Here is a 22,541-nt window from a genome sequence, read left to right as displayed (position 1 = left end):
CGAAACCGAACGGAATATCAGGCACGACGTCTACGGTACGCGCGCCGCGCCCCTGGTAGCCGCCGTCGGCGTTGCGCTGAGGGCGAAGTCCGCCGTAGCCTGCCGGACCCGCCGCCCCCGGTCGGTACGCTCTGCCGCATGAGACGTCGTGGCGTGACCGTCCTCCTCGGTGCTCTGCTCACCACCCTGCTGAGCATCGGCGTGCTCGGCGCGCCCATCCCGTACGTGGTGCTCGGCCCCGGGCCGACGGTGAACACCCTCGGCACCTCCGACGGCCGGGAGGTCATCCAGGTCACCGGCCGGGAGACGTCCACCTCCGCCGGTCAGCTCCGGATGACCACGGTCGGCGTGCAGCCGACGGTGAAGCTGCGTGCCGCGATCGTCGGTTGGCTGTCGAAGGACGAGGCGGTGGTCCCCCGGGAACTGGTCTACCCGCCGGGCGAGTCGCAGGAGGAGGTCGAGAAGCGCAACGCCGAGGACTTCCAGAACTCGCAGAGCAGCGCCGAGACCGCCGCGCTGGTCAAGCTCGGCTACCCGGTCGAGGTGGTGGCGAAGGAGGTCGCCGCGGACGGGCCGGCGGCCGGTTCGCTCAAGGCCGGCGACGTGGTCACCACCGTCGACGGCGCGAAGGTCACCTCGGCGTCCCGGCTGGTCGAGCTGGTCCGGGGCAAGCCCGCCGGCACCGCGCTGACCATCGGGTACGTCCGCGACGGCGCCCCCGGCACCGCCACCGTGACCAGCCGGGAGTCCGACGGCCGACCCCGGATCGGGGTGGTCCCCGACCAGCGGCAGCCGCACCCGTTCACCCTGAAGATCGACCTGAAGGACATCGGTGGTCCGAGCGCCGGGCTGATGTTCGCCCTCGGCATCATCGACAAGCTCAAGCCCGAGGACCTGACCGGCGGGAAGGTCATCGCCGGCACCGGCACCATCGACGACGAGGGTCGGGTCGGCCCGATCGGCGGCATCGCCCAGAAGCTGGTCGGGGCGAAGAAGGCCGGGGCCAAGGCGTTCCTGGTGCCCGCCGACAACTGTGCCGAGGCGGTCCGCAACCCGCAGCCCGGCCTGCCCATGCTCAAGGTCGGTTCGCTGGACGAGGCATTGACCGCGTTGGACGCCCTGCGCGCCGGTGCGGAGCCGACCCGCTGCTGAGGGCGGGCACGCCGGACAGGCCGGGCACGACCTGACCCGTGACGTTCAGGAACACCCCGTACTCTGGGTGCCTGTCCGGAGCCGATCACATCGAGCGTGCGGAGCCAAACAGTGGCCATGCGTAGCAGCCCCCTGCCGAGGATGAGTCGGCGCGGACGCGTCACCATCGGCGTCCTGGTCGGGGTGTTCCTCCTGTTCACCCTTCTGGGCTGGGGGGTGCAGGCGTGGACCGACTGGCTCTGGTTCGACGAGGTCCGCTACACCCAGGTCTTCACCGGCGTGCTGCTGACCCGGACGCTGCTCTTCCTGACCGTCGGGCTGGGCCTGGCCGCGTTCGTCGGCGGCAACCTGTGGTTGGCGTACCGGCTGCGGCCGACGTTGCGCCCACACTCGCTGGAGCAGGCCACCCTCGAGCGGTACCGGATGCTGCTCGCCCCCCGGATCGGCACCTGGATCAGCCTGACCGCCGTGGTGCTCGGCCTGTTCGCCGGGCTCTCCGCGCAGGGCCGCTGGACCCAGTGGCTGCTGTTCCGTAACGGTGGCGACTTCGGCGTCAAGGACCCGGAGTTCGGCATCGACGTCGGCTTCTACGTCTTCCAGTTGCCGTTCTGGCGTTACCTGCTCGGGGTCGGCTTCACCGCCGTGGTGCTGGCCCTGATCGGCGCGCTGGCGGTGCACTACATCTTCGGCGGGGTACGCCTGCAGGGCGTCGGCGACCGGATGACAGGCGCCGCGCGGGCCCACCTGAGCACGCTGGTCGCGGTCTTCGTCCTACTCAAGGCCATCGCGTACGTGCTGGACCGGCGGGCCATGCTGCTGGAGTACAACGAGGGCGCCAAGCTGTACGGCGCGGGCTACGCCGACGTCAACGCGCTGCTGCCGGCCAAGGAGATCCTGGCGTACATCTCGGTGGTGGTGGCGATCGCCATCATCGTCTTCTCCAACGCGGTGATGCGGAACCTGGTCTGGCCGGGCATCTCGCTGGCCCTGCTCGGGGTCTCCGCCGTCGCGATCGGCGGCATCTACCCGTGGGCGGTGCAGACCTTCGAGGTCAAGCCGAGCGCCCGGGACAAGGAGGCCCCGTACATCCAGCGCAGCATCGACGCCACCCGCGCCGCGTTCGACATATCCGAGGTGCAGACCAAGGGGTACGCGGCCAGCAACCTGGTCCCCCCGCCCAGCCTGGCCACCGACACCTCGGTGGTGCCGAACGTCCGGCTGCTCGACCCGCAGCTGGTCTCCGAGACGTACACCCAGCTCCAGCAGGTCCGGGGGTTCTACGACTTCGGTCCCAAGCTGGACATCGACCGCTACTCGGTGGAGAACAAGACCTCCGACTACGTGGTCGGGGTCCGGGAGATCAACTACGGCGAGCTGACCGACCAGCAGAACAACTGGATCAACCGGCACACCGTCTACACCCACGGCTACGGCCTGGTCGCGGCCCCGGCCAACCAGGTGGTCTGCGGCGGGCAGCCGTACTTCGTCTCCGGCTTCCTCGGCGAGAAGGCGCAGGAGGCGTGCTCCTCGCAGGCCGAGCAGATCCCGGCCAGCCAGCCGCGGATCTACTACGGCGAGCGGATGCAGGCCGACGACTACGCCATCGTCGGGCAGACCGAGAAGGGCAAGAACGCCGAGTTCGACCGGCCCACCCCGACCACCGGCGGCGAGCAGTACTACACCTACACCGGTGAGGGCGGCGTCGAGATCGGCTCGTTCACCAGGCGGCTGCTCTACTCGATCAAGGAGCAGGAGACGAACTTCCTGCTCTCCGAGGCGGTCAACGACAACTCCAAGCTGCTGTACGTGCGTAACCCCCGGGACCGGGTGGAGAAGGTCGCCCCGTTCCTCACCCTGGACGGCGACCCGTACCCGGCGGTGGTGGGCGGCAAGGTCCAGTGGATCATCGACGGCTACACCACGGCGGCGACCTACCCGTACGCCGAGCGGATCAACCTCCAGCAGGAGACCACCGACGAGCTGACCAACCGGGGCACCTTCCAGCTGGCCCGGGAGAACGTCAACTACATGCGCAACTCGGTGAAGGCCACCGTCGACGCGTACGACGGCACGGTCCGCCTCTACGAGTTCGACGACGGCGACCCGGTGCTCAAGGCGTGGAACAAGGCGTTCGGCGGGGACCTGGTGCTGCCCAAGAGCGCCATCCCGGCCGACCTGGCCGCGCACTTCCGCTACCCGGCCGACATGTTCAAGGTGCAGCGCAACCTGCTCACCAAGTTCCACGTCACCAACCCCGGCGACTTCTACTCCGGCCAGGACTTCTGGCAGGTGCCCAACGTGCCGGACGCGCCGGACAGCGGGCAGAAGCAGCCGCCGTACTACCTGTTCACCCAGTTCCCCAACCAGGACGCCCCACGGTTCCAGCTCACCTCGGCGGTCACCCCGAACGGACGGCAGAACCTCGCCGCGCTGATCTCCGGGTCGTACGTCGACGGGCAGCCGAAGCTGGAGGTGCTGGAGCTACCCGACCAGACCCGGATCTCCGGCCCGGTGCAGGTGCACCAGCAGATGACCAACAACGCGACCATCCGGACCGAGCTGAACCTGCTCTCCTCCAACCAGGCGCAGGTGCAGTACGGCAACCTGCTGTCGTTGCCGTTCGCCGACGGGATGCTCTACGTCGAGCCGGTCTACGTCAAGAGCAACCAGCAGGACGCGTACCCGCTGTTGCAGAAGGTGCTCCTGTCCTACGGCGACGGCGGCTCGTACGTGGTCCTGGCCAACAACGTCAGCGACGGCATCAAGCAGCTCGTCGAGCAGGGCAAACGGGCCGGGCAGGGGAGCACCCCACCGCCGAGCGGCGAGACGCCACCCCCGCCGACCTCCCCCTCGGCGTCGCCGTCGGCCTCACCCTCGGCCGGGGCGGGCAGCCCACCGCCCAGCGGTGACCTGGCTGCCGCCGCCCAGCGGGTCCAGACGGCGATCGCCGAGGTCAAGGCCGCGCAGGCGTCCGGCGACTTCGAGCGGTACGGCCGGGCGTTGAAGGCGCTGGACGAGGCGATCACCGCTTTCCAGCAGGCTCAGCAGGGCAACCCGGCGGCTCCGTCCGGCGGCAACCCACCCGCCACGCCGGCACCGTCCTCCGGCGGCTGACCCACCCGCTCCCGCGTCGACGGGCCCCACGATCCGAGTCGGGATCGGGGGCCCGTCGCCGTTGCGGCCGGTCGCCCCGCCACCGGCGACGCCGCTGCCCGTCCCCGGCGCAGGTGGTACGCGACGCGGAGGGCGACGGGCCGGTGTCGGTCGAGCTGCGCCGGGCCTGATCCGCAGGGCCCACGGTGACCCGTCCGGGGCCGTTTTGCGGGCCCGGGGGTCGGTGCGCTACGGTTAACCAGGCGACGCGGGGTGGAGCAGCTCGGTAGCTCGCTGGGCTCATAACCCAGAGGTCGCAGGTTCAAATCCTGTCCCCGCTACTGTTCGACAGGCCCCGGAGTTTCTTCTCCGGGGCCTGTCGTTTTCTCTCTCCGGGTTCCCTCGTCGACCCACCGGTTTGTGGTTCTTCCACCGGTTCTGCTGGGCCCTTTCCGGGTTCCCACGTTCGTTTCCGGGTTCACGAAGTTGCCCGTCGGGGGTGGGCAGCCCAGGATCAGATTGCGTTTACGCGCATCCTCACCGGCATGTCGCCTCTCCACCGGCAATCTGGTCCCGCTGCCCGGTGACCGTGCCCCGACACCGTGGAGCCGTGGAGCCGTGGAGCCGTGGAGCCGTGGTGCGGCGTGGTGGGCGGGCGTGAGCTGGGCGGATGGCGGATTGGGGGGCCGGCTGATCTCCGTCTGGCGGGTGGGTTAAGCTTATCTAGCCGACGCGGGGTGGAGCAGCTCGGTAGCTCGCTGGGCTCATAACCCAGAGGTCGCAGGTTCAAATCCTGTCCCCGCTACTGTTACGACAGGCCCCGGAGTTTACCCTCCGGGGCCTGTCGCCGTCTGTGGCCCGTCTCCGGCGACCCGCCTGTCGCCTCCGGCACCCCGGCCCAGCCCCCGGGCCCAGCTCAGCCCCGGGCGGAGCGGGCGGCGGCGGGCGGAGCTCAGCCCGGGCGGAGCTGGGGCCGGGTGGGCGGGTGCTTCGGGGTGCCGGACTTGCTCTCCTCGGTCAGGATGAGGGCATGTCTACTGGGATCAACAAGTCAACTGCCGTGACGTGGTGGGGCCGGCTGAGCGCGGTGTTCGGCGCGGTCGTCCTCTCGGTCTTCGTGCCGGTGGCCGCGTGGGCGTCCACAGGCACCGGCGAACTGGTGGTGGAGGCCGCCCGTCGCCGGTCGAGGGGCGGTGGATTCGGCGTCATCGGGCTGCTCTGCTGCCTGGTGGTGGTCGGGGGCATCGTCCTGCTGGTGGTCCTGCTGATGCGCAACCGCCGCAGCCGTCCGCCGCGCTGATCCGTCACCGGGCCCAGGCGGCCCTGACCCGTCACCGGGCCAGGGCCGCCTGGGCCCGGGCCATGAACTGGGTAGTCGCCGCCCGCGCCCCGGAGCGCCCCGCGCGGATGCTCCGGGCCGCCTCGGTGAGCAGGTCACGCACCTCGCCGTGCCCCTTCGGCGGCGGTTCGGGTGCCGGGCCCACCTGCTGGCGCAGCGCCTCACCGAGGGCGGCGACCTGCTCGGCCAGCGGATCGTCGATGGTCTGGACCACCGCCTGCCGCACCGTCAGGCTGGCCGGCAGCCCCCGTTCCACGCCGAGCAGCCGGCCCACCTCCACACTGCTGGTCAGGAAGTCGACCACGTCCGCCACCACCTGCGGATGACGGGTGCCCCGGAACCCGGCCCAGTACATCGACGCCCGGTCCCACTGGGCGGCCCGGGGGCCGGGGAAGCCGACCAGGGTCAACTCGTCGTCGCAGTAGCGCTGAAGTTCGGGCAACTGGTGGGACCAGGCGAACGACGCGGCGGTGTGCCCGGTGACGACCAGTTGTCGGGCCGGCTCGCCGCCGTCGGCCCGGTCGACCAGCGCTGCCGCCGGAGTGGCCTGCTGGCTGCGGGCCCGTTCCCAGAACTCGAACCAGTCCAGCAGCGCCGCCGAGCCGAAACCCAACTGGCGTCCCTGGTAGAACTTGGTGCCCAGGCCACGCAGCCAGAGCCACAGTGCGCGGTGGTCGCCCGACGGGTCCATCGAGCCGGCGACCCGGCCGCCGCCGGCCCGGGTCACCCGGGCCGCCCAGCTCAGGTAGTCGGCCCAGGTCATCGCGGTGGTCGGCTCGGGCTCCCCGAGCCGGCGGAGCAGAGCGCGGTTGAACACCACGGCGGCGTGGGTCTGCGCGGCCGGCACGCCGTAGACCCGGTCGTCGATCTTCCCGTAGTCCACCAGGCCGGGCGGCAGGGTGTTCAGGTTGATCCGGCCGTCGTCGACGTAGCCGCCGAGGTCCAGGAGGATGCCGCGCTGGGCGTACTCGCCGAGCATCGAGTCGTCGATCTGGAACAGGTCGGGCACGTTACCGCCGCCGGCCTGGGTGGCGAGCCGGTCGTAGTAGCCGCCCTGCCCCTGCCAGGTCACCCGGAAGGTGACCAGCGGGTTCCGGGCCGAATAGAGCCGCAGGGCCCGTTCGGTGGCCTCCGCCCGCTTGGTGCCGCCGTACCAGAAGACGGACAGCTCCACCGGGCCGTCCTGTACCGGTGACTCCTCCTCGACGCCGCACCCGCTGAGGCCGCCGGTGGCCAGCACCGGCAGCCCGAGCAGTGCACCGAGCAGCCGCCGGCGGGCCGGGTCGATGCCGGGTCGGGGCAGCGGGGGACGCACAGCGGGCAACGGGTGCTCCTGGGAAGGGGTGGGCCGGTAGCCGGATCATTCACGCAGGTGGCGCAGGTGGGTGTCAACGGGCCGGTCGGCCTGCCGGCCGCCCCGGCTCCGGGTGGGCGCACCGGCGGGCCGGGCACCCGTGGTGTACTAGGGCGCGTGGAACTTTTGCACTCGGGCAAGGTCCGGGACGTCTACACCGACGGCGACGACCTGATCCTGGTCGCCTCCGACCGGATCTCCGTCTACGACGTGATGCTACCCACCCCGATCCCGGACAAGGGTCGGCTGCTCACCGCCCTGTCGCTCTGGTGGTTCGAGCAACTCGCCGACCTGGTGCCGAACCACGTCATCTCCGCCACCGAGGTGCCCGCCGAGTTCGCCGGTCGGGCGATCCGCTGCCGCCGGCTGGACATGGTGCCCGTCGAGTGCGTCGCCCGGGGTTACCTGACCGGCGGTGGCCGCACGGAGTACGAGCGCACCGGCGCGGTCTCCGGCGTGCCGCTGCCACGTGGCCTGGTCGAGGCGTCGATCCTGCCGGAGCCGATCTTCACCCCGTCGACCAAGGCGCCGGCCGGGGAGCACGACGAGCCGATCACCTTCGCCGAGGTGGTGGACAAGGTGGGTGCCGAGACCGCCGAACGGCTGCGCCAGATCACCCTCGACGTCTACCGGCGGGGCGCGGAACTCGCCGCCGACCGGGGCATCCTGGTCGCCGACACCAAGATCGAACTGGGCTGGGCGGCGGACGGCACCCTGGTCCTCGGCGACGAGGTGCTCACCTCCGACTCGTCCCGCTACTGGCCGGCCGAGTCGTACCAGCCGGGTCGCACCCAGTTCTCCTACGACAAGCAGTACGTCCGGGACTGGGCGACCAGCAGCGGCTGGAACAAGCAGCCCCCCGCGCCCGAGGTCCCGGCCGACGTGGTCGAGGCGACCCGGGCCCGCTACGTCGACGTCTACGAGCGGCTCACCGGCGAACGCTGGTCCTGACCCACCGTTCCCGGCCGGCGCTGCACGGGCGGGCCGGGAACAGGGTCAGTTGCCGCCCAGGACGGTCTTCGGCTCGGCCCGGTAGGAGCGGTCCTCGGCCTGCTTGCCGAGCACACCGCCACCCGGGGTCTCCACGCTGAACGCCTGCTCGTCGGTGACGATCCCCGGGCCGTCGCGGCCCTCGTCCCGGTCGTCGTGCCGCGCGGCGGTGGCCCGCCGGGGAGCCAGCTCCGGCGGCACCGGCTGCCCGCCCCGTGCCGGTCGGGGTGCCGGCCCGGCCGACGGGCGACCCCGCAACGCGCCCGGCACCTCCTCCAGCCGGGACACCCGCCCGCCGGACGGTGGCGCGGCCGGCGCGTCCAGCACCGGTGCGGTCGCCTCCGACCGGCCGTCGGCCAGCCACTCGCCGCCCGAGGCCGCCGGGCGTGCCGCGTCGCCCCGGTCACGTCGCTTCGACCGGGGCGTCCCCGGCACCGCGACACTCCTGGCCGGGTTGCCCAGCACGGACGGGGTGGTGCCCGGCCGGGTCGCCGCAGCGGCGTCGCCGGCCCGCTCCCCCGTGGCGCGGCCACCGCCGGCCGCCCGTCGAACCTCCGGACGACGGCTGTGCAACACCGGTGCGGTGGTCTCACCGGCCGGCCGGCCGAACAGGTCGGCGTCGCCGGCACCCGGGCGGACGGACCCGCGTCGCGCCTCGTCCTCCCCCTGCCCGGTGCCCGGCCGGCGGGTGCCCGGCGAGTGCGGCGCCCCCGTCGTCGAAGGGCCGCCGGCATCCCGTACCCCCGGCGGTGGGGTCGCCGCCGACGGGGCACCGGGCCGGCGAAGCCCGCCCGGCGGCGCGGCCCGGCCGCCCGTCGGTGGCGGGGTGGCGTTCGCACCGGGGGAACGCAACGACGCCTGGGGCGGCTCGGTGACTCCCGGCGCTCCGGCACCACCGCGCAGCACCCCGCTGCGCAACCCACCCCGCTCACCGGTGAGCCCGTCCAGGCCCGGCGGCCGGACCAGCCCGGCCCGGCCCACCCCGGCGGCGTTGGCATTGGCGTTCACGCCGCTCAACCCGGGTGAACCGGTGGGCAGGCCGGGTGGCGGCGCGACCAGCGGCGGCGCGACCACCGGCGGCGGCGTCACGGCGGGACCCGCCCGCTCGTCGGTGCCGGGCGTAGGAACCGGCGCCCCGGTCTCCGGCGGCGGCCTGAGGGTGTCCAGCACCTGCCGGGCCAACTGATCCGGATCGGTCGGGGTGGGTCGGGGCACCGCCCGCACCGGAGTCGAGGGCTGGTTAGTCCCGCCGGGCGGACGCACACCGGGCGGCCCCACCGGTGGCGGCACGCCGACCGGCCCGCGCCACGGCGGGTGACCGACCGGGTTGAGCACCGCGTCCATCGGGAAGAACGGCGGACCGTGCCCGCCGCTGACCTTGCTCAACGTCTCGACGTAGTCGTCGGCGGTACGTCGGGCCAACTCCTGCGCCCGGCGGTTGAACTCCTGCTGTTTCTCCTGGACCGCCTCGGCCTCGGCCGCCTGGATGCCCTTCTCGCCGTCGTACAGACCCAGGGTGAAGCCCTGCTTGAAACCCTCGGAGAACTGCGTCCAGCCGTCGGAGTTCTTAGCGTCGTCGATGGCCTCCCGGTATTCCGTCCAGAGCCGCTCCATCTCCGCCCGGGAGTCGCGGGCGATGCCGACCATCGCCCGCAGCGCGGTCACGTTGTGCTGGGCCGCGTCCATCCACTCGTCGAGGTACGCCAGCGTCTTGCCCGGCCCCGCCTTGAGGAACGCGTCGCGGGCCTGCGGGGACTTCCAGTGCTCGTCGTGCAGGGTCTGGCTGGCGGACAACAACTGCTGGTGGATGCTCTGCAACAGGTTGTAGGCGTTCTGCCACTGGTCGGCCAGCGCCGAGATGTCCTCCGGGTGCTGCCCCAGCACCTGCTGACGGACCGCCTCGATGGTGGCCCCGCCCTCGCCGCCCGGTGCCGGGGTGAACTTCAGGTCCCGGTTCTCCGGCGGCATGACGTACCGGGTGCCCTCGCCGCGCGGGCCACCGTGCGCGTACGTGGCCTGGGCACCCCAGTAGTCGGCCATGGTGTCCTCCCCGGGCTCAGATGCCGTAGTCGTGCTGCTTGATCTCGTCCAGCGCCCGCTTGGCGGGGGAGTCGGTCAGCTCGGCCGGGTCCACGCCCTCGGTGTCCTGACCGATGTGCAGTTCCTGCGTGACGGTGCCCTTGCCGTCGGTCGTGGTGATCGTGTGCGTCCCGTCGGCGTGCTGCGCGTCGACCCGGGTGGCGGTCGGCTTGTTCCCGGCGTCGAGCTGCTCGCTGGTCACCGTGTGACCGCCGTCGACGCCGTACGACGTGGTCTCCCGGCTGCCGCCGGTGCGCCGGCCCTCGGCGTCGGTGTTGGTGGTGGTGACCACCGTCGAGTTGCCGGTGACGACCGTGGTCGTCCGGCTGGTGCTGCTGTCGAGCACCTTGCCGGTGGCGTCGGCCGTGGTGGTGACCGTCTCGGTGCCCACGCCACCGGGCAACGACCGCTGCACGATGGTGCGCACCACGCCGCCGGGGCCGAGCGCGGTGAAGGTGATGCTGCCGTCCGGGGCGACCCGGGGCTGACCCTGGTCGACGAACTGCTCGGGGGTCGGCGCGGCGTTGGCCTGACCGCTCGACACCGTTTCGAGGTACTGGTCCCACCAGGTCTTGCCGGAGACGAACGGCGGCAGCCCGGCCGGACGTGGCGCGTCGGCCTCGCCGAAGGCGAACCGGACCGCGTCCAGCGAGGCCGCCGACCAGCCGTCGGTGTTGGCGTAGGCGTCCGCCACCGTCTGCGCGGCCATGCCGATGTTGGTCAGCGCCGCACCCAGGTAGGTCAGGTACTGCTGGAACTCGGCGTAGTTCAGGGTGAGCTGGGTGCGGACGTAGACGCCCTCGGGTAGCGCGGCGCCCTCCCAGGCGCGATGCGGCAACTGGCCGAGCTGGCTCAACCGGCCACCGTGGCTCTGCAGGTTCTCCTGGATGACGACCATGTTCTTGCCGTAGTCGACCAGCCCGTCCGGATCGACGTCGACGGGTTTCTGATCGCCCAGCCAGTCGGTCCGGGTGTTCTGTTCGGTCTCGTGCTGGTACGGGTTGCTGCCGCCCGTGCTGCCGTCGTCCTCGGCCACCGAACCTCCCCTGGTGCGGCGGGCCCCCGCCCGAGTGTCACCGGAAAACGCCCCGAGCGTAACCGCTGCCGACCACCGCCGGGACCCGGTATCGCCGCTGTCGCCACCCCGACCAGCCACTCTGGACGTAGTGAGGTAGCCCGATTCGTTACGGGGCGCTACCGTCAGGGTCGGCCACGACGGCCACCACCATCGAGGGGACGCTTCCCTGACCGGGGGGCGCAAGCAGAGGAGCGGGTGAGTCCACCTTGACCGACACTCCTGGACTGGGTCAGGTTCACGCCACCCAGGATCAGCTGAACCAGATGGCGACGCGCTGCAACGACACCGGAGAGGGCCTCGCGCTGGGCATGGCACGGCTCATCGAGCGGGTGCAGGCCCTGGGCGGCAGCGGCATGCGCGGCTCGGCGAACAACGCGCTTCAGGACGTCTCCGTGCAGCTCAACGACGGCCTGAAGAAGATCATCTCGGCGCTCGACGAGCTGTCCGGCAAGATGACCAGCGCCGCCACCCAGTACGGCATGAACGACGAGGACGCCGCGACCGAGATCCGCCAGGCCGCCGCCGAGACCGGCGACGCCAGCGTGATGAGCATCCTGCGCGGCTGACGCCGCCGGTATCCGCCGCGGCCGCGTCGACCCTCCCGGGCGACCCGTGCCGCTGTGACCAGCGAAAGGTGACCCCCCAGTGAGCAGTCCCATCACCTACAACTTCGCCCAGATCTCCGACGTGGCCACCGCCATCGGCACCTACCAGGGCCAGATGGACGGCAGCCTCCAGGACCTCTACACCCAGTTCACCCAGCTCTTCGCGCAGGACTGGCAGGGGCCGGCGGGGCAGGCGTGCGACGAGGCCCGGCAGAAGTGGAACCAGGGCGCCACCGAGATCAAGGAGGCGCTGACCCGGGTCGGCGTGAAGCTCGGCGCGTCGGCCGAGCGGATGCAGCAGGTCGACCAGCAGATCGCCGCCGGTATGTGACCGTCCGGTCCGACGCCCTCCCGGCCGGAGGGCGTCGGACCGGCGGGGCGGCCGGGGCCGGGTCGGCCCGGTTAGGCTGCCCGGCGGAAGGGACCTCGGGGGAGGGACGATGGAGGAACGACCGAACTTCGGCGCGTTGACCGCCATGATCGGTGACCTCAAGAAGGCCTGGTCCGGAATGGACGACGTGCAGCGTCGGATGCTCCGGGTGACCGGCACCGCCTGGTCGGACGACCGCACCGTCAAGGCGGTCGTCGGCCCCCGGGGGCACCTGCTGGAGCTGGACATCGACCCGCGGGTGTTCCGCAACCCCAACTCCAAGGCGCTGGCCGCCACCATCGTGGCGACCGTGCGGCTCGCCGTGGAGGACGCCGCCGAGCAGTCCAAGGAGATCCTCGACGGCAGCATCGCCCCCGACCTGCGCCGGATGTCCCCCGGTGGGGCCCAGTTGGAGAAGCTGCTGCACAGCCACGACGCCGACGTGCGCCTGAAGGGGGACGACGATGAGTAGCTTCGTCGAGATCAGGACGAGCGTCGCCGACATCCTCGGCATCGCCAACCGGCTCCGGATCAACGGGCAGTCGATGTCCACCGCGATGGACGGCAAGCTCGGCGCGATCACCACGCTGGAGGCCGCGCCCGGGACGCTGCCGCGCGACGAGTTCACCGAGGAGTTCCTCAAGACGTACCACAAGTCGGTCGAGGTCTCCGGCGGTGGTGGGCAGCAGATGAACGAGGCGATCAAGGCCACCGTGCCCAAGCTCGGCGAGGCGATGGACAAGCTCGGCGCGTACGTGGCCGACGCCATGTGGAGCTACACCGGCACCGACGACGACAACGCCACCGACATCGACCGGGCCGGTGGCCGGCGCTGACCCGAGGCGGCCGGCCGGGGGACCCGACGGTGCCGGGGAGGACCCCGCGTGAGCGAGAGTGACCACGCCCTCGCCGAGATCCTGGAGTGGTTCTCCGACCTCGAAGCCGCCATCCCGGGCGTCCGCTCCACCGTCGGTGAGATCCTCATCGGCAAGATCCCCGAGTCGGACATCGACGCCGTCTATGAGCTTTCCGACGCCTGGGGTGCCGCGACGCAGGAACTCGCGGCCTTCTACGAGGAGGCGGTGCACGCCGCCGACGGCATCCTGACCAACTGGAGCGGCGACGGGGCCGCCGAGGTGTTCACCCGGGAATGGTTGTCCTACCTGGAGTCGCTCGCCGGCACGGTCGACACCCTCGCGTCCATGGAGGAGGCGGTACAGAGCTTCGGCCTCCAGGTCGAGCTGATGAAGTTCATGGCCCTGCTCGGCCTGATCATGCTCGCCGTCTCGCTGTTCATGCTGGTCGCCGCCGCCATCCCGTCGCTCGGCCTGTCCACCGCCGGCATCCCGGGGGCGTTCGCCGCCTGCCGGGCCGCGATCGGAGCCGCCGCCACCAACGCCGTACGGGCCATCGGCAGCATCTCCGTCCGCGCCGCCCTCGCCGAGGTGACCGCGCTGCTGACCCGTACCCTGCCGACCCTGGTGCGGACCCAACTGCCGAACCTGGTCCGCACCCAGGTCCCCCGGCTGGTCACCACCCAGCTGCCGCGCTTCGCGCGGACCCAGGTCCCCGCCTTCGTCCGGCAGACCCTGCCGACGGTGATCCGGCAGGGTGCCGGCACCCTGGCCCGCAACACCCTGCCGCGCAACGTCATCGCCCGGTCGGTCGCCGACCGGATGGCCGGTCAGTGGCTGCGCGGCGTCACCAACCGGGAACTGCTGCGTCAACTCGGCCGGGAGGCCGGGCTGGAATCCCGACGGCTGGCCGGGCGCAGCCTGCTCGCCGCCCGCAACCAGCTCGCCCGGGAGATCGAGGAACAGTTGCTGCGCAAGTTCGGTGCCCGGGTCGGCACCGACCTCGCCACCCGTGGCGGCGTACGCCTGGCCGGCACCGAGGCTTTCGAGCAGCTCAGCCGGGCCACCCTGAGCCAGTACGCGACCCGTGAGATCGCCACCACCACCTTCGGCCGGGAGCTGACGAGGTACCTGGGTCAGCGGGTGGCGTTCGGGGCGGGATTCATGGGCGGCGGCAACCTGCTGGGCCAGATGTACCAGATCGCCGGGGGCGAACGGGCCAGCCTCGACCTCGGTCAGCTCGGCGTCTCCACCGTCCAGGGTGGGCTGTTCGGGGCGTCCATGTTCGGCGGCATCCCCGGCCATGTCATCGGCGGTGGGGTCACCGGCGCCCTGGTGACCGGCGCGACCGACGCCGCGCAGGGGAAGTTCGACCTGCAGAACGCGCTGCACGGCGGCGCGGAGGGGGCCAAGGCCGGCGTCATCTTCGGTGCGCAGAACAAACTGGACACCGTCCGGGTCGGCGGTACGAACCTGCGGATCGGGCGCGACGTGATGGTGCTCCCCGAGGGGATGGCCGCCGTCGACCGGGCCGCCGGCCTGCGGGTCACCTACAGCGAACGGGGCGCGATCTGGGCCCACGTCGACGGCGACGGCCAACGGTTCGACGGCGGGGCCATCGCCGCCGACGGCACCGTGCTCGCCCGCGACGGCGTCCGGTCGCCCGACCCGACGGTGGTCGACGGCGACGGGCCCACCCCCGGCGGCCCGGGTGGCCCGCACCCGCCGCGGCCCGAGCTGCCCCCGGCCGACCTGCCGCAACGCACCGACCTGGTGGGCGGCACCGGAGGCGGGGACGGCGGCGGCCCGCGCCAGCCCACCCACCCGACACCGGTACGCAGCCCGGAGGGGGGAGTGCGACCTGCCGGGCCGCTCCGGCCGGCCGGTGAGTGGGCTGCCGGTGAGCAGACCACCCGGTCGGCGACTGCCGACACCCCGCCGCAGCGCAGCGGAAGTCCACCCGACGGCAGCCCCACCCGCCCCGCCGCCGACCCGCCCCGCCGCGACCCTGACCCGCCCCGTCACGATCCTGATCTGGTCCGTCCCGTCCTTGAGCCGGCCCGTCACGATCCTGACCCGGCCCGTCACGACCCTGACCTGGTCCGCCGTGACCAGGTTGACGGCCCGCCCCCACCGTCCGTCCGCACCGAGTCGTCGCCGACCACAGGGGGCGGTGGGCCGGCCAGCGGCGGGGGCCGGGTCGACCGGGCCGACTGGGAGCGGGTCGCGCCCGGCCGGACCGGAGAGGACCTGGACAACTCGTGGCCGAGGAGAACCGGTGATGGCGATTCTGGTGGAGTTCGAACTGGTCCGGGAGGACAGTCGGGAGATCGAGTACAGGTTCGGCTACCCGGAGAAGAACCGTCGGCTGGTCATCCAGAAGGGGTCCCGGAAGGGGCCGGTCCTGGACGGGCCGGCGGACATGCGGTACCGGAAGGCGTACGGCAGGATCCTGCGGATGCAGGCCGAAACGGCGAGCTGGCCGCCGGGGGGCAGCTACGCGGCGTAGCGCAGGGACACGTCCCGGTCGAGCTGGTGCCGGCCGGGTCGCACCCGATCGGGCCCTCGGTGCCGCTGCCCGAGGTGGTGCGGTCGACGTTCGACGGGCACGTCGGTCAGCTGCTGGCCGGCCGGGCCGCCGGGCCGGTGGACCAGCCGCACCGGGCGAGCTGGGACGAGTCGTCCCGGCTGCTCACCGTCGAGTACCCGGACGGGCTCCGCGTCGGGGTGGTGCTCCAGGTCAACTCGGCGCTACCACCTGGGCAACCGGTGGTGCTGCGGCCGGGAATGACGGTCGAGCACGGGCAGTGGGTGCAGCGGGACCCGGCCGGGGTCGTCCTGCCGGAGCACCTGCCGGCCGACCCGGCCGCGCGGGCCGCCTTCGTCGACAGGCAACTCGGCGACGCCTGGCGCACCCTCCACCACGAGATCCACCAGGTGCTCGACCGTCCCGTCGAGCCCGGCCGGTCCGGGATGCCGGCGGAGGGCGTGCCGGCGGAGGGCGTGCCGGCGGAGGGCGTGCCGGCGGAGGGCGTGCCGGCGGAGGGCGTGCCGGCGGAGGGCGTACCGGAAGGGGGACGGGACGGGGCGACGCCGCCGGACGGGCCGACGCGACCCGGACCGGCGCGGACGCCGCCGGAGCCGTCGCTTGCGGCGCTGGAGGCACCGGTGCGGCCCGACCCGCCGGTGCTGGACGCCGACGCGGTCGGTTTCCGGGACGCCACCGCCCCCGCGCCGGCACCGCCGACGCCGCTGACCCCGGACACCGTGCGCGGCCTGCTCGCCGGCGACCCGGCGACCCCCGGGCAACTGCGGGACTGGGCCCGGGAACACCTCGCGGTACGCCAGCAGGACGGCTCCTACCTGCCGCGCAGCCAGGCGGAGATCGACGCCGTGGTGGCCCGGCTGCGCGCGGAGACGACCGCGCTGGTCGCGCAGCGCACCCCGGCCGACCCGAACGCCGCACCACCCGCCGCCGTGCCGGATACCGCCACACCCCGGACCGTCGACGTGCCGTCGGACGGGCCGTCACGGGCCGGCGACGAGCTGCCGATCAGCCAGGAACTCGCGCCGAGCGGCAACTTCCCCGCCCACCGCACCCGGACCGGCGCGGAACTGCCCGAGCAGGTGCACGAGCTGGTGGGCAGAGCCAAGGAGCACCTGCTCGCCCGGTACCCGCAGGCGGCGGTCGCCGGCCGGCTCGCCGACCTCGACGCGGTGGCCGGGCAGGCCGACCGGTTGCAGGCGGCCGCCGACCGGGCCCGCGACGGCGGCCCGCTCGGTGACGTCGTGCGGGAGGTACGCGCGCTGAGCCGGGCGGTCGACGGGTACGCCGACCGCTACCGCGACTGGCGGGACTTCTCCCGGGGCGGGGAACACGCCGACCCGGGCTGGCGGGACCTGGACGGGGTGGACCCGCTCAACTCCGTCGAGATGGCGCACCGGGTGGTCAGCGTGGACCCGGTCACCCACCGGTTCCACGTCATCGACCAGGCGATCGCGGTGGCGAAGATCGGTGACGTGCTCGGGCCGGCGTTCGAGCGGCACGCGGCCGACACCTTCGAACGCGTCATCCCGAAGGACCCCGACTCCGCCCGTGCCCTGGTGCCGGCCGAGGCGTACACGCCCGCCCTCGAACAGTGGATCGCGCAGGGTGCGCGTGGTGGTTTCGACTCCCGGCACGGGCTGACCTTCGTCGCTGCGGAGGACGGCGGGCAGCCGCGACCGATCAGTGCCCTCGCCGCGACCGTGCTGCACGAGGGCATGCACCGCCTCCAACCGAACCCGGACCACATCGGGTCGCACCTGCTCGAAGCGGTGGCCGAGGGCCGGCTTCCGCGTACCGCGCGGGACGAAGTCCTGGTCAGCCTCCGCTTCGAGGGTGAGTTCCAGGCGTTCACCGTGCAGCAGCAGTTCCTGCGGGGGCTCGCCGGATTCCGTTCGGCCGACCATTCCGCAGACCCGCGCCTGCCGCGCTCCGACGGCTACCGGTCGCTGGCCGACCTCACCCCCCGGCAGCTCCAGGAGTACGTAACCAGCCGCTACGTCGCGCCCACCAGCCGGTCGGCACTCTCCCCGGACATGCTCCGGCGGCTCGCCGAGCTGCCGCCGGAGAGCTTCGTGGAACGAGCGCGGCAGGCGATCGAGGAGGCCACCCACCCCCTGGCGGAGCAGCGGCGACAGGGAACCCTCCACGGCCCGATGAGCCGTGATGTCGCCGAACGGTTCGGCCTCGACCTGGACGCCCTGGGCAGGGAACAGGCGGCGCGGGTGGAACCGCCCCTGCGTGACCGGGGTGGCTCTGCCCCGACCGTTCACCAGGACCCCGCCGCACCCCCGCCGCTCGCGGAGTGGGGTCCCGGGGGCCGGGCGGACCGTCCCGGGTTCCACCCGTCCGATCCGGCCCCCGAACGGCCCCGGGGTGGGCTGCGGCGCATCGTCGACCGGGTCGCCGGTGTGTTCCGGTCGACGGAGGAACCTCCGCCGGCCCCGGAGGGGCAGGGCCGGCCCCGGGGCGACGATCCGCAGAGGGCTCCGGCCGGGTGGTCGGAACCGGTCGACCGGCAGCCTCCCGGTGAGCCGCGACCGTGGGCCTCCGACGGTTCCCGGTCGCACCGGGAGGCGACGGGGGAGGCCGGACCCGCCCGGGGTGGGCTGCGCCCGCCCGGCCCGGCGGTGGATGCCGCCACCCTGCTACGCGCCGAGGAACGACGGTACGCGCTGGAGGAGCTGCGTGCCGCGACGGACCCGATCGACCAGGCACGGCTCCGTGCGGAGCTGGACCGGTTCGACGCCGACCTCGCCCGGCGCGGGTATCCCGTCCACCAGTTGGAACCGGTCCCCGAGGCTCCCCAGCCGCAGGACTCTCCGCACGTCGACGGACGCGACCACTCCCGTCACGACGAGCTCTGGACCGACCGTCGGTGGCGGCAGGAGGACCGCCGACCGTCGCTGGACGAACTGCTCCCCTCCTCCGACGAGGAGGTGGCGGCCTGGTCGGACGTCGTCCGCGCGGAGGTCGCCGCCCAGTTGGACGGGCGTGAGTTCGCCGGCCTGCGGATTCGCGTCGACCTGGCCGACGAGTACAGCGTCGGTGTGCACCGGGACCAGGTGATCGTCCGGGCCGACATCGTCGATCCGGAACGTGGCAGCGTCGGGCGGGTCGTGCGGGTGTTCCAGCGCGACCACGACGGCAGTCTCTTCGTGGAGCACACCTCGCTGCGGCTCGCGGAGAGTGTGCAGGGTCGGGGCTTCGCCCGGGAGTGGAACGCCTACCTGGAGGACTGGTACCGGGAGTCGGGCGTGCAGCGGATCGAGGTGCACGCCGCCTCCACCGTCGGCGGGTACGCGTGGGCGCGCGACGGGTACGACTGGGCGCCGGACACCGGGCACCGGGCGAACGCCGTGCTGGACCGGCTCCGGGCCGAACTGCGCGAGGTGGACGCCGACATCGCGCTGGCCGGCCGCCCCACCGACGGCCCCGTCGACCCCGACCGGCTCCGGGCGCGTTACGGCACCACCGATCCGCAGCGGGTGCTCGCCGAGGCGTACCGGCAGCGGGAGGCGGGGCGGGAGATCCTGGACCGGGCGGCCCGGCACCCCTTCGGCAGCAGCCGGTATCCGACCCCGTTCGAGATCAGCCAGGCCGGCTGGGGGGAACACCACCAGGGGCGGGACGCCTCGTGGATCGGCAAGCGGGCCCTGCTCGGCGCGGACTGGAAGGGCGTCAAGCCGGTCAGCGACACCGGCCCGCTGCACCCCCGCTCGGCGTACACCGTCGGGTTGCCCCGGGTGCCCGACCCGTCGGCGATCCACGGCCTGCTCAGCGGCGGCCATCCGCCGGTCACCGCGGCCCGCGTCCCCGACGCGCAGTTCCACGGGTACGGCCGGGACACCCCCGAGCCGGAGCTGGTACGGCAGCTCGGCGACGACGCCCTGCGGCAGACCATGGGCCGGTTGCCGGCCGACAGCCCGCTGCGGGACGTACGGCTGGAGTTGACCGCCGTGCCGGCGGACGCGCTGCCCGACGGCGCGGTGGCCCGGTCGGTGCCGGTCGACGCGGCCGGCCGGGACCTGCCGCACGGCACCGTCCCGCCGGACGGGGGAGGGTGGCGGATCGAACTGTCCGACCGGGCGGCGGACGTCACCGTGGCGCGGGCCGTCGCCCACGAGGCCGCCGAGCTGACCGCGATCAGCGAGCGGGCGGCCGGTGGGCTGGACCCGTTCGCCCCGGACGCGTTGACCCCCGGGGCGCTGGCCGACGGCGTCGGCCTGAGCCCGCACGACCTGGGCCGGCTGGCCGAGGCGGAGGTGCTGGCCGACCTGCTGCACGACCCGGCGCAGGCGGCGTACGCCCGCACCGAACTGCGGGCCCTGCGCGACCATCTCGGGCTGCACCCGGACGATCCGGGCCTGGCGACCCGGCTGCGGTTGCTCGACGGGCGGCTGAGCGACGCCGGCCGGGAGGCGCTCGTCGGCGCCGACCCGCCGGCCCGGACTCCGACGCTGCGGATGCTCGGCTTCGCCGAGGGGGTCGCCCCCGGCGGGACGGTGCACCGGGTGGCCGAGGCCCTCGGTGGGCGCGGCGACGAGCTGAGGATCCGGGTGCCGGGGGCGCAGCCGTCCACGCCGGCCCCCGGGGTGCGGGTGTTCGGCGCCGATCCCGTCCCGGGCGTCACCGGGCCGCTGAGCCCGCTGCTGCGCCCGGACGGGCTGCCCGGCGACGTGGACGTGCTGGTCGGCCACGGGCAGACGGCGGGCATCGCGGACGTCCGGCGGGACGCCTATCCGGACGCCACGGTCGTGCAGCTCCTCGACCGGGTGCCGACCGACCCGGAACACCTGCGGGTGCTGTCCCGGGCGGACCTGGTGGTGGCCGTCGGCCCGGACGTGGCGGACGGGCTGCGGCAGGGGCTGACCGGGCTGGGCGGGCGGATGCCGGAGATCCGCGAGGTGACGCCGGGGTTCGTGCCCCGTCCGGTGCCGCCCGCCGGTGACGGCCCCGGCGCAGGCCCGAGGCTCCTGGTGTACGACGGCGACTCGGCCGCCCACCGCCAGGCCGCCCGGGTGGTGGCCGAGTTGCGGTCCCGGGGTCTGGACGGTACCCGGCTGGTGGTGACCAGTGTGGAGTCCGACCCCGGCGTGCGGCAGGTGCTGAGCCGGGAGTTGAGCACGCTCGCCGGCACGTTCGTGGAGGTCCGTGCGCTGCCGACGGAGGCGGAAGCGGTCACCGCGACGTTCCACGCGGCGGACGTCGTGCTGGCGTCGTCCCGGGGCGGCTACGACCCCGGATTTGTCCTCGCCGCCGAGCACGGCGTCCCCGTCCTGGTCGACGGCGCGACCGGTGCCGGCCGGCTGCTCACCGACCCCGACCGGGTCCCGGCCGGCCTGGGTCGGGACTCCGTGGTCGACGAACCCCGGTCCGCCCCCACCGCCTGGGCGGACCGCGTCCAGGGGCTGACCGACCACGCCGTCGCCGGCCGCGAGCGCGCGCTGGAGCTGCGGCGGCACCTCACCGGACGGTTCGGACCGGAGGTGACCGCGCAGGTCGTGCACGACGGCCTGGCGGCGGCCGGGGTGCGGGGCGGCCGGGTCGCCGACGGCGACTGGTTCGGCGAACTCTCCCCGTACGAGGTGGTACGTCGGAACCCGGCCCCGAGCGGGGAGACCGCCGGGCGGCTGCGGGTGATGACCACCTGCACCGAGTGGCACTCGAAGCTCGGCGGGGTGCCGACGGCCAACCGGGAGCTGACCGAGGCGTTCGCGGCGGCCGGGGCGCAGGTGCACGCGCGGGTGTCCGCGGTCGACCCTGACCAGCCGGAACTGGTCCGGGAACGCGTCGCCGACAACCTGGAGGTGACGGGCGTACGGCCGGTGTGGGGGGTGCTGGACGCCAAGGGCCTGCCCGACACGCGGGCGCTGCTGATGCTCTTCGAGAACCTGCCGCCCGAGGTGGACGTCGTGGTCGGCCACTCGCGGTTCAGCGGTGGCGTGGCCCGGCTGCTGGTGGAGCAGCTCTACCCCGGGGCCCGCTACGTCCACGTGCTGCACACCGCGCCGGAGGTGCTCGACGGTCTGCGGGGCAACCCGGGTGAGGGTCTCGGACACGCCGAGACGGAACGTCGCCTGATGGCCGGTGCCGACCTGGTGACCGGGTTGGGTCCGCTGCTCGGTCAGGAGGCGGCCCGGCTGGCCGGTGAGGGGACGGCCCACCCGCCCCGGACCCACGAGATCGTCTCGGACATGCCCCGCCTGCCGGGCGAGCCGGCCGTCCGGCCGGCCGACAAGGTGGGCTTCGACCTGGTCGTCCAGGGTCGCGCCACCGACCCGATCAAGGGCATCGACTTCGCCGCGAAGCTGATCCGTCACCTGCGTGCCGAGGGGGTCGACGTCCGGCTCACCGTGCGCGGTGCGCCCCCCGCCGACGTCGCGGCGCAGACCGAACGGCTCGCCCACCTCGCCGGGACCGAGATCCGGGTGCTGCCGTTCGTGAAACCGGGCAGCCCGGAGCTGATGACCGACCTGTACACCGCCGACCTGGTGCTGATGCCGTCGATCCACGAGGGCTTCGGCCTGGTGGCCAGTGAGGCCGCCCGGGCCGGGGTGCCCGTGCTGGTCGGCGAGGGCACCGGCGCGGGCCTGTTCTTCGGCGACCCGAGGTACGTGCCGGCAGCCCTGGGCGAGGCGGCCACGGTACGGGACGGGGTCACCGTCGCCGCGTGGCGGAGCGGACTCGCGGCGATCACCCGCCCGGACGGCACGGTCGACCCGGCGGACCAGCGGGCGCTGCTGGACCGGGTGGCCGACGAGCGGGTCCCGGTGTGGGCCGAGCACGTGCAGCGGCTCCTGGGCGAGCTGTCGACCCAGCGTGACCGGGCGCTCGACCTGCGCCGCTACCTCGACGTCAGGTATCCGCCGGGCAACGCGGCCCGGGAGCTGCTGGAGGTGTTGTCACGCCCGACGGAAGCCGGGTCCCACCCGGGGCCGGTGTCCCGTCCGGATGCCGGGTCCCGCCCGGACTCCGCCGGCACCGGGTCCGGGCACGACGGCGACGCCGACGCGCCGACGCCCGACGTGCCGTCTCCCGACGTCGACCGTCCGGCGTCGGGCCGCTAGCGTGGGGACGGA

The 22,541-nt window shown here is 73.4% G+C and carries 12 protein-coding genes and 2 tRNA genes; 11 read left to right on the top strand and 3 right to left on the bottom strand.

The features are described from left to right. Positions 1-138: 138 nt before the first annotated feature. From AB0K25_RS06530 to AB0K25_RS06510, 5 genes are all read left to right on the top strand, one after another. Positions 139-1,152 (top strand): PDZ domain-containing protein, encoded by a 1,014-nt coding sequence (locus AB0K25_RS06530; protein ID WP_219464583.1) that lies wholly within the window; start codon positions 139-141, stop codon positions 1,150-1,152. 117 nt (positions 1,153-1,269) lie between these two features. Next, positions 1,270-4,266 carry a UPF0182 family protein gene (locus AB0K25_RS06525; RefSeq protein WP_219464581.1) on the top strand — a complete coding sequence of 999 codons (2,997 nt, stop codon included), beginning with the start codon at positions 1,270-1,272 and terminating at the stop codon, positions 4,264-4,266. A 246-nt stretch (positions 4,267-4,512) separates the two neighbouring features. After that, positions 4,513-4,586 (top strand) — tRNA-Met (locus tag AB0K25_RS06520). Between the two features lie 390 nt (positions 4,587-4,976). Beyond that, positions 4,977-5,050 (top strand) — tRNA-Met (locus AB0K25_RS06515). Positions 5,051-5,275: 225 nt separating this feature from the next. Further along, entirely contained in the window at positions 5,276-5,545 is a 270-nt protein-coding gene (locus tag AB0K25_RS06510; protein WP_208568077.1) for a hypothetical protein, read from the top strand. A gap of 31 nt (positions 5,546-5,576) precedes the next feature. Here the strand turns inward: AB0K25_RS06510 and AB0K25_RS06505 are convergent, their stop codons facing one another. Continuing rightward, positions 5,577-6,899: an extracellular solute-binding protein gene (locus AB0K25_RS06505; RefSeq protein ID WP_219470356.1), complete on the bottom strand. Its 1,323-nt coding sequence runs from the start codon at positions 6,897-6,899 to the stop codon at positions 5,577-5,579. Positions 6,900-7,055: 156 nt separating this feature from the next. Between AB0K25_RS06505 and AB0K25_RS06500 the strand changes: the two genes are divergently transcribed. Further along, positions 7,056-7,889 (top strand): phosphoribosylaminoimidazolesuccinocarboxamide synthase, encoded by an 834-nt coding sequence (locus AB0K25_RS06500; RefSeq protein ID WP_363818914.1) that lies wholly within the window; start codon positions 7,056-7,058, stop codon positions 7,887-7,889. 45 nt (positions 7,890-7,934) lie between these two features. Here the strand turns inward: AB0K25_RS06500 and AB0K25_RS06495 are convergent, their stop codons facing one another. Together AB0K25_RS06495 and AB0K25_RS06490 are read right to left on the bottom strand one after the other, a co-directional pair. Beyond that, a complete protein-coding gene (locus AB0K25_RS06495) occupies positions 7,935-9,968 on the bottom strand; it encodes a hypothetical protein (protein ID WP_357535137.1) in 2,034 nt (677 codons plus the stop codon). 16 nt (positions 9,969-9,984) lie between these two features. Continuing rightward, positions 9,985-11,043 carry a hypothetical protein gene (locus AB0K25_RS06490; protein WP_219464575.1) on the bottom strand — a complete coding sequence of 353 codons (1,059 nt, stop codon included), beginning with the start codon at positions 11,041-11,043 and terminating at the stop codon, positions 9,985-9,987. 248 nt (positions 11,044-11,291) lie between these two features. Here AB0K25_RS06490 and AB0K25_RS06485 point away from each other — a divergent pair, with 248 nt between their 5' ends. The 5 genes from AB0K25_RS06485 to AB0K25_RS06465 all read left to right on the top strand — a co-directional run bounded on the left by AB0K25_RS06485 (position 11,292) and on the right by AB0K25_RS06465 (position 22,529). After that, entirely contained in the window at positions 11,292-11,651 is a 360-nt protein-coding gene (locus tag AB0K25_RS06485) for a WXG100 family type VII secretion target (RefSeq protein WP_244252578.1), read from the top strand. Between the two features lie 79 nt (positions 11,652-11,730). Further along, the gene (locus AB0K25_RS06480; protein WP_088644222.1) at positions 11,731-12,021 is read left to right on the top strand and encodes a WXG100 family type VII secretion target; all 291 of its coding nucleotides are present in this window, start codon (positions 11,731-11,733) and stop codon (positions 12,019-12,021) included. Between the two features lie 109 nt (positions 12,022-12,130). Continuing rightward, a complete protein-coding gene (locus tag AB0K25_RS06475) occupies positions 12,131-12,532 on the top strand; it encodes a YbaB/EbfC family nucleoid-associated protein (RefSeq protein ID WP_219464573.1) in 402 nt (133 codons plus the stop codon). Continuing rightward, positions 12,525-12,896, top strand: a complete 372-nt coding sequence (locus AB0K25_RS06470; RefSeq protein ID WP_208568082.1) for a hypothetical protein — start codon at positions 12,525-12,527, stop codon at positions 12,894-12,896. The genes AB0K25_RS06475 and AB0K25_RS06470 overlap by 8 nt, the downstream gene beginning before the upstream one ends. Positions 12,897-12,944: 48 nt before the next feature. Further along, positions 12,945-22,529, top strand: a complete 9,585-nt coding sequence (locus tag AB0K25_RS06465) for a glycosyltransferase (RefSeq protein WP_357535134.1) — start codon at positions 12,945-12,947, stop codon at positions 22,527-22,529. Positions 22,530-22,541: the final 12 nt, after the last annotated feature.

It is taken from the genome of Micromonospora sp. NPDC049257, from assembly GCF_040678915.1.
GTDB classification, from domain to species: Bacteria; Actinomycetota; Actinomycetes; order Mycobacteriales; family Micromonosporaceae; genus Micromonospora; species Micromonospora antibiotica.
This window is presented reverse-complemented; position numbering and strand designations above follow the sequence as displayed.

Coding starts and splice junctions, on each gene's coding strand:
- AB0K25_RS06530 (WP_219464583.1), top strand. CDS start 139: ATGAGACGTCGTGGCGTGACCGTCCTCCTCGGTGCTCTGCTCACCACC.
- AB0K25_RS06510 (WP_208568077.1), top strand. CDS start 5,276: ATGTCTACTGGGATCAACAAGTCAACTGCCGTGACGTGGTGGGGCCGG.
- AB0K25_RS06525 (WP_219464581.1), top strand. CDS start 1,270: ATGCGTAGCAGCCCCCTGCCGAGGATGAGTCGGCGCGGACGCGTCACC.
- AB0K25_RS06475 (WP_219464573.1), top strand. CDS start 12,131: ATGGAGGAACGACCGAACTTCGGCGCGTTGACCGCCATGATCGGTGAC.
- AB0K25_RS06495 (WP_357535137.1), bottom strand. CDS start 9,968: ATGGCCGACTACTGGGGTGCCCAGGCCACGTACGCGCACGGTGGCCCG.
- AB0K25_RS06470 (WP_208568082.1), top strand. CDS start 12,525: ATGAGTAGCTTCGTCGAGATCAGGACGAGCGTCGCCGACATCCTCGGC.